General features: G+C 44.1%; 12 protein-coding genes. 11 read left to right on the top strand and 1 reads right to left on the bottom strand.

From position 1 onward, the window contains the following. Window positions 1-56: 56 nt before the first annotated feature. Complete coding sequence (locus M5X66_RS14605) at window positions 57-3,932, bottom strand: Ig-like domain-containing protein (RefSeq protein WP_195848043.1); 3,876 nt, start codon at window positions 3,930-3,932, stop codon at window positions 57-59. Window positions 3,933-4,257: 325 nt separating this feature from the next. On the opposite strand from M5X66_RS14605, the gene hypF reads away from it, so the two are divergent. The 11 genes from hypF (at window position 4,258) to hypD (ending at window position 16,160) form a co-directional block, all read left to right on the top strand. Beyond that, on the top strand, window positions 4,258-6,540 hold the full coding sequence (gene hypF, locus M5X66_RS14600; protein ID WP_108478452.1) for a carbamoyltransferase HypF: 2,283 nt from the start codon (window positions 4,258-4,260) through the stop codon (window positions 6,538-6,540). 619 nt (window positions 6,541-7,159) lie between these two features. Further along, a complete protein-coding gene (gene hybO, locus M5X66_RS14595; RefSeq protein WP_036956217.1) occupies window positions 7,160-8,278 on the top strand; it encodes a hydrogenase 2 small subunit in 1,119 nt (372 codons plus the stop codon). A 2-nt stretch (window positions 8,279-8,280) separates the two neighbouring features. Further along, window positions 8,281-9,336, top strand: coding sequence for a hydrogenase 2 operon protein HybA (hybA, locus tag M5X66_RS14590; protein WP_036956220.1), 1,056 nt, complete (start codon window positions 8,281-8,283; stop codon window positions 9,334-9,336). Beyond that, window positions 9,323-10,510, top strand: a complete 1,188-nt coding sequence (gene hybB, locus M5X66_RS14585) for a Ni/Fe-hydrogenase cytochrome b subunit (protein ID WP_036956223.1) — start codon at window positions 9,323-9,325, stop codon at window positions 10,508-10,510. The genes hybA and hybB overlap by 14 nt, the downstream gene beginning before the upstream one ends. Further along, entirely contained in the window at window positions 10,507-12,210 is a 1,704-nt protein-coding gene (gene hybC, locus M5X66_RS14580; protein WP_108478454.1) for a hydrogenase 2 large subunit, read from the top strand. The genes hybB and hybC overlap by 4 nt, the downstream gene beginning before the upstream one ends. Continuing rightward, window positions 12,210-12,704, top strand: coding sequence for a HyaD/HybD family hydrogenase maturation endopeptidase (locus M5X66_RS14575; RefSeq protein WP_036956228.1), 495 nt, complete (start codon window positions 12,210-12,212; stop codon window positions 12,702-12,704). Before hybC ends, M5X66_RS14575 begins: the two co-directional genes overlap by 1 nt. Before the next feature lie 7 nt (window positions 12,705-12,711). Next, window positions 12,712-13,197: a hydrogenase-2 assembly chaperone gene (hybE, locus tag M5X66_RS14570; RefSeq protein WP_036956414.1), complete on the top strand. Its 486-nt coding sequence runs from the start codon at window positions 12,712-12,714 to the stop codon at window positions 13,195-13,197. Further along, window positions 13,197-13,538: a hydrogenase maturation nickel metallochaperone HypA gene (gene hypA / locus M5X66_RS14565; RefSeq protein WP_270103681.1), complete on the top strand. Its 342-nt coding sequence runs from the start codon at window positions 13,197-13,199 to the stop codon at window positions 13,536-13,538. The genes hybE and hypA overlap by 1 nt, the downstream gene beginning before the upstream one ends. Window positions 13,539-13,664: 126 nt before the next feature. Further along, window positions 13,665-14,777 (top strand): hydrogenase nickel incorporation protein HypB, encoded by a 1,113-nt coding sequence (hypB, locus tag M5X66_RS14560; RefSeq protein WP_036956231.1) that lies wholly within the window; start codon window positions 13,665-13,667, stop codon window positions 14,775-14,777. Continuing rightward, entirely contained in the window at window positions 14,768-15,064 is a 297-nt protein-coding gene (gene hybG / locus M5X66_RS14555; RefSeq protein WP_036956233.1) for a hydrogenase maturation factor HybG, read from the top strand. Before hypB ends, hybG begins: the two co-directional genes overlap by 10 nt. Next, entirely contained in the window at window positions 15,048-16,160 is a 1,113-nt protein-coding gene (hypD, locus tag M5X66_RS14550; protein WP_270103680.1) for a hydrogenase formation protein HypD, read from the top strand. The genes hybG and hypD overlap by 17 nt, the downstream gene beginning before the upstream one ends.

Below are 16,160 nucleotides of genomic sequence, written 5' to 3'. Positions count from 1 at the left end.
CATAAAAGACAATGGCAGGGTTTTGGTCAATACATCGAGACTGAAACCCTGCCATTTTATCTATCAATGGTAATAAAACGAATTGCACCCAAGAAAACACGATTGATTGATGAAGTTTGACTATTCCATCCTGTAAACCCGATAAATTGTTCTCCCGATGGGATTTGGTAGACATAAGTTTGTGGATTAGTGCAGGTATTATGTGCTTCTCCAATCACCTGGTTACTTGTGGGCTTGTAGAAGGTTAATTGACCGATGACCAGTACGCCTTGGAAGCGGCACACAATAACATCAATTTTTGTCACCGAATCTGTGTTAGTTATGGTCGTGGCCGTTCCTCCCGTTCCACCGGAATTTCCGATAGAATCCACGACCCAATCCCCTTGACCCGTTAACGTATATCCAGGAGGCTCTATCAAGTATTCAGAGGCTGAATTGGGTTTGCTGGTGGAATCACCATATATTGGTGACATGTTCAATTCACTGACGGTCAATTTTGCGGGTATGACGGTGACAGGGACACCTTTATAACCTGTACCAGTACTGCTAACGCTAATATCGACGATCCCTTTCTGTAGACCTTGAATTTCTCCCGGAGATATTGGTCTCGCCACACTGGTATTACTGGATATCCAATTGACTTGGTTAGCATTTAATTGAATTTCACTTTCTACACCATCGCTGGATTTAACGAATAATTGATAATCATATAGGGCGGTCACTCCTATTTTATGATCTAAATTGCTTAACCTGAATATATAGGTATACACGCTAATTGTTGGTGACTGGGCAGTATAAGTTGAATACAGCACTGTTGCGGTGATCTGGTAATCACCAACAGTGGAAGAGGTGACAACCGCCGTATATTGACCAGGAAGGGTTTCTGTCACATTGCTTATCTTAAGTTCGTTATTATTGGCGGTAAATTTCACATCATTTTTAACCCCTGTAATCGGTTGATTATTCTTATCGAGCATAGTGAGCGTGATTGTGGCTCTTCCATCCTCTGTTGCACCCGATGAATTGACGATACGTGTTTTATCTAGTGTGAGAGTTGATTTGCTCGGGTCAATAGCACTGGTAAATGTGACGGTGACATCTTGGGTACTATTATTAATCGACAGGGCAATGACGCTGGGTCCCGGCAGACTACTGGTCAAGGAAATAATGGTTTCACCATTAATATCGGTTTCTGGAATTGGACCAATGCCAATATGGGGATCCGCAGTCACAGTGACTCTTTGACCTTTTATAGGGTTATTATTGGCATCGATGATTTTGACTTTTATTTGATTAATTTCGATTTTATCGGCTTTAGCATCATTTTTGACGACAGTAATCGCACTTTTATCTAATTGGGCTGTACTGGTATCTGCAATAAAATCAACTGAAACAGATTGTGAGCTTCCGTTTAGCTCTGCCGTTATTTTGTATTGCTTAGCCTCAGTGCTTGTGATGGAGAATTCAGTTTCCCCCGCAGTATTCGTTGGTGAAACAGTACCTACAATCACGCCAGTATCGGTACTCACTGTAATGATTTGGTCTGCAAGTGGATTACCATTTTTATCCGTCACGATAACCTTGACGCGATCGGTATCAACACCATTGGCTTTAGCATTATTTTTGGTGATTACCATGTCATTTTTATCAATTTTCGCAGAGTTGTTATCCCCAACAAATGTCACGTTTAGGGATTGGGTACTGCCATTAATTTCAGCGGTTACTCGATATTGAGCCGCTTTGAGGCTCGTGAGCGTAAATTCTGTTTCTCCCTGACTATTGGTTGGCGAGATTGCGCTGATAATTGCACCATTTTCTGCTGTCACTGTAATTACTTGATTTGGAAGCGGGTTGTTATGGGCATCCGTAACGATAACTTTAATTTTATTCGTATCAACACCATTAGCCGTCGCGTTATCCTTCACCAAAATCATATTGGCACTATCAATTTGAGCCGTGCTCTTATCGGGCATAAACATCACGTTGACGGTATGGTGACTGCCATTAAATGTTATTGTGATTTCACTATTACCCGCATTAAAACTGGTTAAAGAGAAAATCGTATCACCATTTGCATCGGTAGGGGTAATGTTACCCACTGTTGCGCCATTATTTGCTGATACACTAATCAATTGATTTTCTAGTGAATTTCCAAATTTATCCGTGATGTGTACAGAAATTCGGTTAGTGGCTTTGTTATTGGCGACGGCATTATCTTCAATAACGACAATATCAGATGATATGATTTGGGCGGTGGAACTGTCAGCGATAAATTGGAGAGGCTTGCTGGATTGATAACCATCTTCTAATTTAGCAATCAATAATCCTTGTTGGGCTTTTTGCCCCCAAATATTGATAATAATCTGTCCGTTACTGTCCGTTGGTAATGTGAGCGGAGAAGCACTGGAAATATTATTGCCAGATAAAGTAAATGCGGATAATGGCGAGAAACCTGATAACGTAAATTCGACATTGGTATTTGAGAGCGCTTTTCCGGCAGCATCGGTGACTGTCACGGTTGCTTCATAGTTATCTGAATCATTGGCTGTCACAGAGCCTTGAGGAACGACGGTAAAAATAGAAATCATTCCTGACATCGGTTTTACATTTAAACGGGTTGTCGCCGTATTCGATTTATTCCCATTATTATCGATTGCAATAGCCGTTACCGTATAGGTTTTAGGGTTGTTTTGAATGGGAGGTAAAACAATTTTGATACTGTTTACGGAGGTTTTAATAAAGCTTCCTCCATCAGCAATCAGTTCAGGGGCTGACCATTGAATGTCTTTGACGCCATATTTAGACTTTATAATTGTTGCGGTTAGATTGATCTGTTGCTTTGATTGCACCTCTAATTCATTAGGTAATGAAATGGTGAGCAATTCTTGTTTCTTATATTGCATGACGATGTCGTAGTTTCGGTCGACAAAGTCGTAACGTAATCCTGTAAGAGAACGCATACTTTTGACTGAGTCAGCAGATAATTGGCGATTCAGTGGAAGATCAAACCGATAATTAATCTGGAGCATCGCAGATGTATCGCTGGAGCTGCCTACGGACTGGTTTAATTTCATCGTTACAAGCGGTATTGGTGTATAAGAAACGCCAACACTATAAAGGCTTGGGTTATTTTTTAAGTCTCTTAAATATGAACCATTGTTAATATTTACATTCTTTCCATAATAATGCTCGTATTTTAAATTTGCCCCAAATTGAGGATAGTCTGGAAGAAACCCTTCGAATCGAACATCAAAACCATTAGCTGGACGCTCATCAAAATCACGCCAATTATCTAATTTAGAACCATGCCAATCACTCAAGCGAAAATAACCATTGCTTGATAGTTTAATAAAATCAGCGGATGCTTCAGCGCCTAAACCTAAGCGTCTATTTGAAGATGTTGAATCATAAAATGAGTTAACTCCCCACATCCAATCATTATTAAGCTGACGATAACCGAATCCCATATTCGTTGTTGTACGATCTTCATTAATTTGTAATCCCAATTGGGTGAAGACAATATGGCTATCTTTATCATATAAGGGATAGAGGATAGCGGCATTACCGCTTTTATCCGTGTTAAATTGAATGCGGGCATAAGCAACCTGATTAAACCAATTATTAATATCACGGTTAATCTTCTGCATTAATGTATTTTCTAACATATTTCTAGCAGTATTGGTGCTATTTTCACTACTCAGGATTGTACCTAACTTGCTTCCTTTTTCAGCAATAAATTTCTGATTGTTATCTTGTTTATTTATTGGCTCTGTTGGCAGTTCAGGAAGGTCATTAATAGATTGCTCTGATGTGTTTTCTAAGATAAGCCAGTGTTCTTGTTTATTTTCATTAGCATTACCAATAGGAAAAAAACTCCAAAAAATAAAAAAAGATATTTGAAGTAAAATTAATGATGTGAATTTTTTATTCATTGTATTCATTTTCATTGTCTATGCTTACATTAATGACAATCAAATATTGATATTATTTATCTGTCTGGGTTGATTTCGTTTTTTTTAAAATTTATTTTTGATTTTTAATTATAGGGTACATTTATTTTTATTGGTGGAATAATGATTAATTTATTTTCGTCTTTTAATTGATTATTTGAAAATGAATGAAACGTTATTTTTAAAATAAAGTTTCGAACTCATATGCCATAAGAAAACTTAAAAACGCTTTATTTTTTGATCTGAACTCAGGTTATTTATACGTAGAAGCGCGAGAATAGCATCTCAGTCACCAGAGGGCATTAGAGTGAAAAACGGCATACAGTTACGTATCAAAGGAAAGGTTCAAGGGGTTGGATTCCGACCTTATGTCTGGCAACTTGCCCATCAATGTGCCTTGAATGGTGACGTCTGTAATGATGGCGAAGGTGTGCTGGTACGCCTGCTAGAGACTGCGGATATCCCTTTATTTACTCAGCTTTTATATCAACACTGCCCGCCGCTTGCACATATTGAATCTATTCAATCCCAACCTTTTCAATGGGATGAGTTGCCAGAAAAATTCACGATTCGTCATAGTGGTGCAGGACGAATGGATACTCAGGTTATCCCCGATGCAGCAACCTGCAAAGCCTGCCGTGACGAGCTGTTTGACCCTGCGAATCGTCGCTATCATTACCCGTTTGCAAACTGCACCCATTGCGGTCCTCGTTTTACTATTATTCGTCAAATGCCCTATGACCGACCAAATACCTCAATGGCGGCATTTCCTTTATGCCCTGAATGTCAGCAAGAATATGAAAACCCAGCAGACAGACGTTTTCATGCTCAGCCAAATGCTTGTGCAACCTGTGGTCCTGAAATCCAGCTGTGTGACAAAAATGGCAAGGTTCTAGCGGTTCACCATCAAGCCTTAGAACAAACGGCGACGGACTTATTGAATGGCAAAATTGCAGCAATTAAAGGGCTTGGCGGTTTTCACCTTGCGTGTGATGCCACTAATTTCCATGTGGTTGAACAATTGCGTCAACGTAAACACCGTCCCAGCAAACCTCTGGCGGTAATGATCCCATCTCTCAACTGGCTAAAAGACCAAGGAGTTGATGTCACTGAAGGTTTACGTGCATTACTTGAAAGTGCGGCGGCACCGATTGTCCTTATTCACGCATGGGAGAATAGCGTATTAAGCGAAAATATCGCACCACATTTGCGGGAAGTGGGGGTAATGCTACCTTCCAACCCGCTGCAACATTTGCTGATGGCGCAGGTGAATAGACCATTAGTGATGACCTCAGGAAATGCATCGGGCAAACCTCCGGTACTGACGGAGCAAACGGCTTTCACGGATTTAGCAAATATTGCAGACATTTGGCTGATGCATAATCGTGATATTGTGCAACGGGCGGATGACTCTTTAGTGCGTTACCATGCCGGAAAAGCGGAAATGTTACGCCGAGCCCGAGGTTATGTACCGGATGCTATTGACCTTCCAGCGGGCTTTGAAAACTCACCATCTATTTTGGCGCTAGGTGCGGATTTAAAAAATACCTTTTGTTTGCTTAGAGATAAAAGTGCGGTGATGAGCCAGCATTTAGGTGATTTGGACGATATCGATATTTATCAACAATATCAGCAATCTATTGCACTATTTGAGTCGATTTATCGATTTAAACCTGAATACCTAGTAGGGGATATGCACCCCAATTATGTTAGTCATCGTTACGGTAATACCTTAAGTGACCAGTTGAATATCCCGATGATGCACGTTCAGCATCATCATGCTCATATTGCGGCGGTGATGGCGGAATATGGAATTCCGTTAGGTAATGAAAAAGTAATTGGTTTGGCGCTGGATGGTCTCGGTTTTGGTGATGATAACCGGCTGTGGGGTGGTGAGTGCTTACTTGTCGATTATGCCTCTAGCCAGCACCTTGGTGGATTACCGCCAGTTGCCATGCCTGGGGGGGATCTAGCATCTCGCCAACCATGGCGTAACTTATTGGCCCATCTAGAAAAATTTGTGCCTGATTGGCAAACAAAGCCCATTGCTTCGGCGCTCGCTCCTTTTGCTTATCCACTATTACAAAAAGCGATTGCTAGAAAGCTTAACTGCCCAACCGCTTCATCGGCAGGACGATTATTTGATGCTATCGCAGCGGCATTAGGGATTTGTCCTCAGCAAACTAGTTGGGAAGGCGAGGGGGCTTGTCAGTTAGAAGCGCTAGCATTGCAAAGCTCAGTTCAGCAGCATCCTGTCACAATGCCGGTGGTGGATAATCAATTGGATTTAACCACCTTTTGGCATGAATGGTTGGCTTATGATGCGCCGAGAGCGGAACGAGCCCATGCTTTTCATCAAGCCTTGGCGCAAGGATTTGCGGATTTAGCGCTGCAACAAGCGAAACGGTATAGCATTCAACAAGTGGTGCTGTCTGGTGGCGTTCTGCATAACCAATTATTACGTCATTTGCTAATAGAGAATCTACAGCCTCTTGAGGTATTACATGCTCGTCAATTACCGATGGGAGATGGTGGACTTGCATTGGGGCAAGTTGCGATCGCTGCCGCAATATTGAAAAAAAATAACTGAGAATAATAGTCAGGCTTTATTTGTTTTTATTAGACATATATTAATAAATAAATTTAGCTTTATTTATTTTTGATATTCATTCGTATTTAATTTAATTGATATTAATTCTTATTTGTTTTTACCACAATAGTCATTATTGAAATAAGACGTTACTCGAAATTCGGTTAATTATACTTATCTATAAGACCTAATGGATGGATTTTTATTTTAACATCATGATATAACAACCTTTTGTTATCTTTTTTTAACATTTTATCTCCTATTTTTTTAAACAAATTGAAATCAGTATGAAAAGTTAAATAATCTTTTAACTCGTCGCTGAATCGATTTTTCTATCATAAATTTAAAAAAGACCAAATTTCTTATTGGCTCTTGATGAAGATCAAGTGATTAAAAAGCGGTAGGACTAGGATCTCATTTATATTTACACATCAGGTAATTCTAATAAGGCCTCAGCTTATTAGGTGTAATTGGTGAAGCGATTTTGAATACAAATAATACCTAAATTCCTATGCATATTTCTAATATGTGGCGGATTTTATTTATTTTTTGAATGCAAAATCGTAAAGAAAAATAGCCTAATAAATAGGCTCTAAGCCACTCATAATAGGAAATAGAAATGGCAGGAGATAACTCTATTCTTTCTCCCCATGGCATTAATCGCCGTGACTTTATGAAGTTGTGTACAGCGCTTGCTGCGACAATGGGGTTAAGTGGAAAAGCCGCCGCTCAAATGGCTGATGCGGTGAGTGATCCAGAACGTCCACCCGTCATTTGGATTGGTGCTCAAGAGTGTACAGGATGCACAGAATCGTTGCTGTGTGCGACTCACCCAACCCTCGAAAATTTAATTCTCGATACCATTTCTCTCGAATATCACGAAGTTCTCTCTGCGGCTTTTGGTGAGCAGGTTGAAGAGAACAAGCACAATGCTATTGAAAAATATAAAGGTAAGTATGTTTTAGTGGTCGATGGTTCGATTCCACTGAAAGATGATGGCATTTACTGCATGGTGGCAGGAAAACCTATCGTTGAGCATATCCGCATGGCAGCTGAAGGCGCGGCTGCGATTATTGCTATCGGTTCTTGCGCTTCTTGGGGCGGGGTTGCGGCAGCTGGGGATAACCCAACAGGCGCGGTTGGCTTAAATGAAGTTATCAAAGATAAAACCGTTATCAACATTCCGGGTTGCCCGCCAAACCCACATAACTTCTTAGCAACAGTTGCCCACCTGATCACCTATAACCGTCCACCAGCGTTGGATAGCAAAAATCGTCCAATGTTCGCGTACGGTCGATTAATTCATGAACACTGTGAACGCCGTCCACACTTTGATGCGGGGCGCTTCGCAAAAGAGTTCGGCGATGCTGGTCACCGTGAAGGTTGGTGTTTATACCATTTAGGCTGTAAAGGGCCAGAAACTTACGGCAACTGTTCAACCCTACAATTTTGCGACGTTGGCGGCGTGTGGCCAGTGGCAATCGGGCATCCATGCTACGGCTGTAACGAAGAAAATGTGGGCTTCCACAAAGGTATCCACCAATTAGCGAATGTGGAAAACCAAACACCACGTTCCGAAAAACCGGATTTGAATAACAAAGAAGGTGGACAAGTTTCTGCAACTGCCGTGGGCTTAATCGGTGGTGTAGTCGGTCTGGTGGCAGGTGTCAGTGTGATGGCTGTACGTGAGTTAGGGCGTCAAAAACGTCAAAATGATACCAACTCACGGGGAGAATAACCGTGGATAGACGAAATTTCCTTAAGCTCTCAGCTGGGGGAGCGCTGCTTGCAAGCACCACTTCGCCGAGCTTGGCGGGAGCGGAAAATAGGCCGCCAATTCCAAATGCGTTGGGCATGTTGTATGACTCGACACTCTGTGTTGGGTGCCAGGCGTGCGTCACCAAGTGTCAGGATATTAACCATCCTGAGCGCAACCCTGTTGGTCCTCAAACATGGTCAAACAATGACAAACTGACGCCATACACCAACAACGTGATTCAAGTGTGGAGCGATGGCTCAGGCTTGCATAAAGATCAGGAAAAAGATGGCTACGCCTACATTAAAAAACAGTGTATGCACTGCGTTGATCCTAACTGCGTCTCTGTTTGCCCTGTTTCTGCGCTCACCAAAGATCCGAAAACAGGCATCGTGCATTACGACCCTGATATCTGTACGGGTTGCCGTTATTGCATGGTGGGTTGTCCATTCAACATCCCTAAATATGCTTATGACGACAAATTTGGTGCCATCCATAAATGTGAACTGTGTAACCAAAAAGGCGTAGAACGCTTAGATAAAGGCGGTTTACCTGGTTGTGTTGAAGTGTGCCCAACAGGTGCGGTGATTTTTGGTACCCGTGAAGAGCTTCTCGCCGAAGCGAAAAAACGTTTATCGCTGAAAGCGGGTGAAGAGTATGGCTTCCCTCGCCAAACTGTCCATCACAATGACCCGAACGTGATGCCAGCACCGAAATACCAACAGCATATTTACGGTGAATTGGAAGGCGGTGGTACTCAGGTCATGGTGCTTTCTGGTGTGCCATATCAAAATCTGGGACTGCCAGAGCTAGATGAACTGGCAACCGGTGCACGCTCTGAAAATGTTCAGCACACCTTGTATAAAGGCATGGTTCTGCCTCTCGCGGCATTAGCGGGACTGAGTTTCTTAGTGTATCGCAATACCAAGAATCATGATTCTCATGACGACAAGTCTCATGGCAATAAAACGCATGACGACCAAAATCATGACGACCAAAATCCTAAGGACAAGGGGGACGACTCTAATGGCAACGCATGATAAAGAACAGCCGCTAGGTGGGCGTTTAGTCAGTTGGCCAGTGATTGTCTTCGGACCGTTTGTCATCCTGTGCCTGATTTTGATTGTAAAACGTTTGGTGTTTGGTCTGGGTTCAGTCTCTGACCTGAACGGCGGATACCCATGGGGGATCTGGATTGCCTTCGACTTACTGATTGGTACCGGTTTTGCCTGTGGTGGATGGGCGTTAGCGTGGGCAGTGTATGTCTTTAACCGCGGTGAATATCACCCGTTAGTACGTCCTGCACTGTTGGCGAGTCTATTTGGTTACTCTCTCGGTGGTTTATCTATCACTATCGACGTGGGTCGCTACTGGAACCTGCCTTATTTCTATATTCCAGGGTACTTTAATACCAACTCTGTGCTGTTTGAAACCGCAGTGTGTATGACTATCTACATCGGTGTCATGGCGCTGGAGTTTGCCCCTGCAATTTGTGAACGCTTTAATTGGAAAGTGTCATTAAAACGCCTGAATAAAGTGATGTTTTTCATCATCGCATTGGGCGCGTTACTGCCAATGATGCACCAATCTTCTATGGGTTCACTGATGATTGCCGCAGGGCACAAGGTTCATCCGATTTGGCAAAGCTATGAAATGTTGCCGTTATTATCGCTACTGACCGCCTTTATTATGGGTTTCTCCATTGTGATTTTTGAAGGCTCTTTATTGCAGTCAGCGTTAAAAGGGCAAGGGGCTGATGAACGACCTCTGTTTGTTAAGTTAACCAATATCCTTCAAGTGTTCTTAGTGCTGTTTTTGGTTTGCCGTTTCGGTGAACTGATTTACCGCGGCAAGATGCACTATGTGATGGCGATGGATTTCTACGCCATGATGTTCTGGATTGAGACTGCATTAATGGTGATCCCGCTGATTATCTTCCGTATGCCATCCCTGCGTACTGACTCAAGATGGTTATATATCAGTGGATTAAGCATGTTACTGGGTTCTGCGCTATGGCGTATGAGCTACTCACTGATCGCCTTCAATCCTGGCGGTGGATATGACTATTTCCCAACCGCAGAAGAGATATTAATTTCCATCGGTTTTGTGGCCATCGAGGTGTGCGCATACATCTTGTTAGTTCGCCTATTACCGATTATTCCAGCAATAAAAAAATCTAATTCAAGTCCTTCTCAGGCCCGAGGTAAAGCATGAGCCAACGTATAACTATCGACCCGGTAACTCGTATCGAAGGTCACTTACGCATTGATTGCGAAATCGAAGATGGAAAAGTCACTAAAGCGTGGGCATCCGGCACCATGTGGCGTGGTATGGAAGAGATTGTAAAAGGGAAAGATGCCCGCGATGCATGGATGATCATGCAGCGTATTTGTGGGGTTTGTACCACAGTTCACGGAATTATTTCTGTGCGTACGATTGAAAGCGCACTGAATCTTGAAGTGCCTGTTAACGCGCAATATATCCGTAATATGATTTTGGCTGCGCATACTATCCAAGACCATATTGTGCATTTTTATCAGTTATCTGCGCTGGACTGGGTAGACATTACTTCTGCATTAAAAGCTGACCCAACCAAAGCGGCGAATATGCTTAAAGGGGTCTCTACATGGTCGTTAAACAGCCCTGAAGAGTTCACCCGTGTTCAAAACAAAATCAAAGATTTAGTCGCCAGCGGTCAGTTAGGTATTTTCGCTAACGGCTATTGGGGTCACCCTGCGATGAAATTGTCGCCAGAAGTGAACTTAATTGCGGTGGCTCACTACCTGCAAGCGCTGGAATGTCAGCGTGATGCCAACCGTATCGTGGCACTGCTGGGCGGTAAAACACCGCATATTCAAAACTTAGCGGTGGGCGGTGTTGCTAACCCAATCAACCTTGATGGTCTTGGTGTACTTAACCTTGAGCGCTTAATGTACGTGAAATCCTTTATTGACCGTTTAGGGGATTTTATCGAGCAAGTGTACAAAATCGACGCGGCAGTGATCGCATCGGGTTATCCAGAATGGTTAGAAATGGGTAAAGGTGCCAAACATTATATGTGTGTACCTGAAATGCCAATGGACAACAAAAATGGCAGCTTCTTGTTACCGGGTGGTTATCTGGAAAATGGGGATTTCAGTACTTATCGCCCAATCACTAGCCACACTGATGAATACCTGATTAACGGTATTAAAGAGAGCAGCAAGCACGCATGGTACAAAGATAACGAGCCGCAAGCCCCTTGGGAAGGCACCACTATTCCTGACTACACTGGCTGGGAAGATGACGGTAAATACTCTTGGGTTAAAGCACCAACCTTCTACGACAAAACCGTGGAAGTGGGTCCATTGGCTGACTTGCTGTGCAAACTGGCAGCGAAACATGAGCCAACTGAAAAACACTTTAACGATGTCGTCGGTTTATACCAAACCTTAACAGGCAACACGATCACTAAAGACCAGCTCGAATCAACATTAGGTCGCATTATTGGTCGTACAGTTCGTTGCTGCGTATTAAACGAAACCTTGTCTATTCAATGGCAAGCTCTGGTGGATAATATCGGTAAAGGCGATCACACCACCTTTATCAAACCAAACTTCCCACAAGATACGGTGATCAAAGGGGTTGGTTTTGGTGAAGTGCCTCGTGGTCTGTTATCCCACTGGGTGGTGGTAAAAGACGGTAAAATTGAAAACTATCAAGCGGTTGTTCCATCTACATGGAACTCGGGTCCACGTAATTTCAATGATGAACCAGGTCCTTATGAGCAAGCGCTAGTCGGAACTACGGTGGCTGACCCATCTAAACCATTGGAAGTCGTCAGAACGATCCACTCCTTCGACCCATGCATGTCTTGTGCGGTGCATATCGTCGATACAGAAGGCTCCGAAGTGACCAAGGTGAAGGTGCTGTAATGCGTATATTAGTCTTAGGTGTTGGCAATATTTTGCTGAGTGATGAAGGCATCGGTGTGCGCATTGTTGAAGCACTCGAAGAGCGTTATCACTTACCAGAATGTGTTGAGGTATTGGATGGTGGAACGGCAGGCATGGAGCTGATTGGCGCTATGGCGGATCGTGACCATTTGATTATTGCGGATGTGGTGCTGTCGAGTCAGCAGCCCGGTAGCATTTTGGTACTGCGCGATGCTGAAGTACCCGCGCTGTTTACCCGTAAAATCTCACCCCATCAGTTAGGGCTTTCCGATGTGTTATCGGCGCTGCACCTAACCGATGAATTTCCGAAGCGTCTGACACTGGTGGGGATTGTGCCTGAGTCGTTAGAACCAGCAATTGGTTTAACAGAAACGGGGCAAGCCGCATTAGAGCCTGCACTGCAAAAAGTGATTGAAGTGCTACGCAGTGAAGGGTTAGAGATTATCGCAAAAGAAGAGAGTCTCCATGCCTAGTGAATCCATGCCAAAAGAAATCCAAGGTTACTCTCAAAACCCACAGCCTCTGGTTCAGGCTGCTTTTGAACGAGTCGCTCAGCAATCGATGCATGATTTGTCCTTCTTGCATCCGACAATGGACATCTATGCCAGTGCATTTTCGTTATTTGAAAATCAATGGGTAGGGGCGGTTATCACCCCTTGGATGTTGAGTGCGATCATCCTGCCGGGTCCTGACCAATATTGGGAGCATCGTGTTGTTGGGGAGAAACTTGGTTTGATTCTCCCTTACGGCGAAATGACATACACCGTTGGGGAACTGGAAGGGCTAACTCAATATTTGGCGTGTTCATTAATGTCGCCATTAGACAGAAAGCTAACTGCAACGCAGGGTGAACATCTGGCTGATGACTGCGCGCGGATGTTGCTCTCTTTACCTGTGACGGATCCTAATGTCCCTAAATCGCCGGAACGTCGCGCTGTGTTCGCTCGTTATCTGGGAGACCAATAATGCATGAAGTCTCTTTATGCCAAAGTGCTGTTGAGATCATTGAACAGCAAGCTAGACAGCATCAGGTGAAAAAGGTGACCGGCGTTTGGTTGGAAATTGGTGCGCTCTCTTGTATTGAAGAGAGCGCCCTTCGTTTTTGTTTTGATATCGCGTGCCGCGGAACCGTGGCATACGGTAGTCAATTGCACATCCTGTATCGTCCTGCTCAAGCATGGTGTTGGGATTGTAGTGAAAGTGTTGATGTCCACACTCACGACGCCGCTTGCCCTAAATGTCACGGTTTTAACCTCAAAGTTGAGAACGGTGACAGCCTGCGAATCAAAGAATTAGAAATCGAATAGATTTTTGATCTAAGAACCTTTTGTGTGATTTAGAGCGAAAATTGTGAATTGACCTTGCGGTGAATCAACCTATTTTTCTGATGTTGCACTAAGCTAACTTCATCACTCACTTATGGAGTAATCATTATGTGTAGTACTTGTGGCTGTGCTTCGGGAGAGCGCAGAATTGAAGGTGATGAGCACCAACATCACCATGATCATGACCACCACCATGGACATGATCACCATCACCCTCATGACCATGATCATCACCATGATCACCATTCTCATGGACATGACCATGATCATCATGACCACGACCATCATCACCATGACCACTCTCATGCAGCAGAACATAGTGGTAAAACGGTGATTATTCATCATCATTATTATCATCAAGGTGATGTGAACCACTACTATCAATCTGAGCCCGAAACCTGTGGCGTGAAGATTGAAAAACATAAGCATAAACATAAGCACGAGCATCCGCATTCCCATGATCATGATCATCGTCATGAAGCGGAATCCACTTTTGCCCCCGCAGGTGATCACCATGACCTCGATTATGGACAAGGTGAAGCGGGAACTCATGCGCCGGGCATTAGCCAAAAACGCATGCTACAAATTGAGATGGATGTTCTGGATAAAAACAACCATCTAGCCGAGCACAATCGCGAAGATTTTGCGGCAAAAAATATTTTGGCATTGAACCTCGTTTCAAGCCCTGGCTCCGGTAAAACCACCTTACTGACTGAAACCCTGTTGCGTCTGCGTGACAAATTGAACTGCGCGGTGATTGAAGGGGATCAACAGACTACCAATGATGCTCAGCGTATTCGTGAAACGGGCGTGCCGGCGATTCAAGTGAACACAGGCAAAGGTTGCCATTTAGATGCACAAATGGTGCATGATGCGGTTGACCGTTTAGGTTTGGATGAGAACAGCCTGCTATTTATTGAAAACGTTGGGAACTTAGTCTGCCCAGCGAGTTTTGATTTGGGTGAACGTCATAAAGTTGCGGTGCTGTCTGTCACGGAAGGTGAAGACAAGCCTTTGAAATACCCGCATATGTTTGCGGCGTCAGACATTATGATCCTTAATAAAATCGACTTACTGCCGTACCTGCATTTTGATGTAGACGCTTGTATTGCCAATGCAAAACGGGTGAATCCGAATATCCAAGTGATCAAAGTCTCTGCCACTAGCGGTGAAGGGATGGATGCTTGGTTAGCATGGTTGGAGACTCAACTATGTGCTTAGGAATTCCGGGCAAAATCGTCGCGGTGGGCGAAGATGTCCACCAATTAGCGCAAGTTGACGTCTGTGGAGTAAAACGCGATGTGAACATTGGGCTGATTTGTGAAGGGGACACCGCGGACCTGCTAGGTCAATGGGTCTTGGTACACGTTGGCTTTGCGATGAGTGTGATTAACGAAGAAGAGGCTCAAGCCACCCTTGATGCGCTAACGGCAATGAGCCAGTTAGACCATGAAGTGGGAGACTTTACAGGGCTAAATTCGGGAGCAACAGATGCAGTACGTCGATGAGTTTCGCGACCCTGCCTTGGCAAAAGCCTTATTGGCGCATATCCGCAAGCGTATTGCGGATATCCCAAGAGCCAAGCAGCGCCCATTACAGTTAATGGAAGTGTGTGGTGGTCACACCCACGCCATCTTCAAATTTGGTATTGACCAGCTTCTTCCTCCTGAAATTGAATTTGTGCACGGACCGGGTTGCCCAGTCTGTGTACTGCCGATGGGACGAATTGATGGCTGCATTGAAATTGCTGAACGTCCTGAAGTGATTTTCTGCACCTATGGCGATGCGATGCGTGTGCCGGGTAAAAATGGCTCTTTGCTGGATGCGAAACGCCGTGGCGCAGATGTGCGTATTGTTTATTCACCCTTAGATGCATTAAATCTTGCTCAGCAAAACCCTGAGCGTGAAATCGTATTTTTCGGACTGGGATTTGAAACCACCATGCCGAGTACCGCGCTGACACTACAACAAGCGCGTCTGCGCCAAGTGAAAAACTTTTCGGTATTTTGCCAACATATCACCATTATCCCAACCCTTCGTAGCCTGCTTGAACAGCCTGATGTGCGAATTGATGGCTTCCTTGCGCCGGGGCACGTCAGTATGGTGATTGGCGCTCATCCTTATCAATTTATTACCCAAGAATTCCATAAACCGCTGGTGGTCACTGGGTTTGAGCCTCTCGATATTTTGCAATCTCTTGCTATGTTGGTGGATCAAATTGCGGATGGTCGCTGTGAGGTGGAAAACCAATATAAGCGCATTGTGGCGGATGAAGGCAATCTGTTAGCGCTAAAAGCCTTGAACGATGTGTTTGAATTGAAAGCCACCAGTGAGTGGCGTGGATTGGGGGAAATTGCAGGTTCAGGTGTGCAGTTAACTCTTGATTACCAAACCTTTGATGCAGAGCTGCGTTTTAATATCCAGCCTCATCAAGTGTCGGATGACCCTCAAGCACGTTGTGGTGATGTGCTCACGGGGCGCTGTAAACCAAATGAATGCCCGCTGTTTGGGCAACGCTGTACACCACAAACGGCATTTGGCGCGTTGATGGTCTCTTCTGAAGGAGCCTGCGCCGCGTATTACCAATATCGTCGGGAGGCGTAA

It is taken from the genome of Providencia sp. PROV188 (assembly GCF_027595165.1).
GTDB classification, from domain to species: Bacteria; Pseudomonadota; Gammaproteobacteria; order Enterobacterales; family Enterobacteriaceae; genus Providencia; species Providencia lanzhouensis.
Note: the sequence above shows the minus strand (reverse complement) of the source record. Positions and strands in the feature narration are given on the sequence as shown.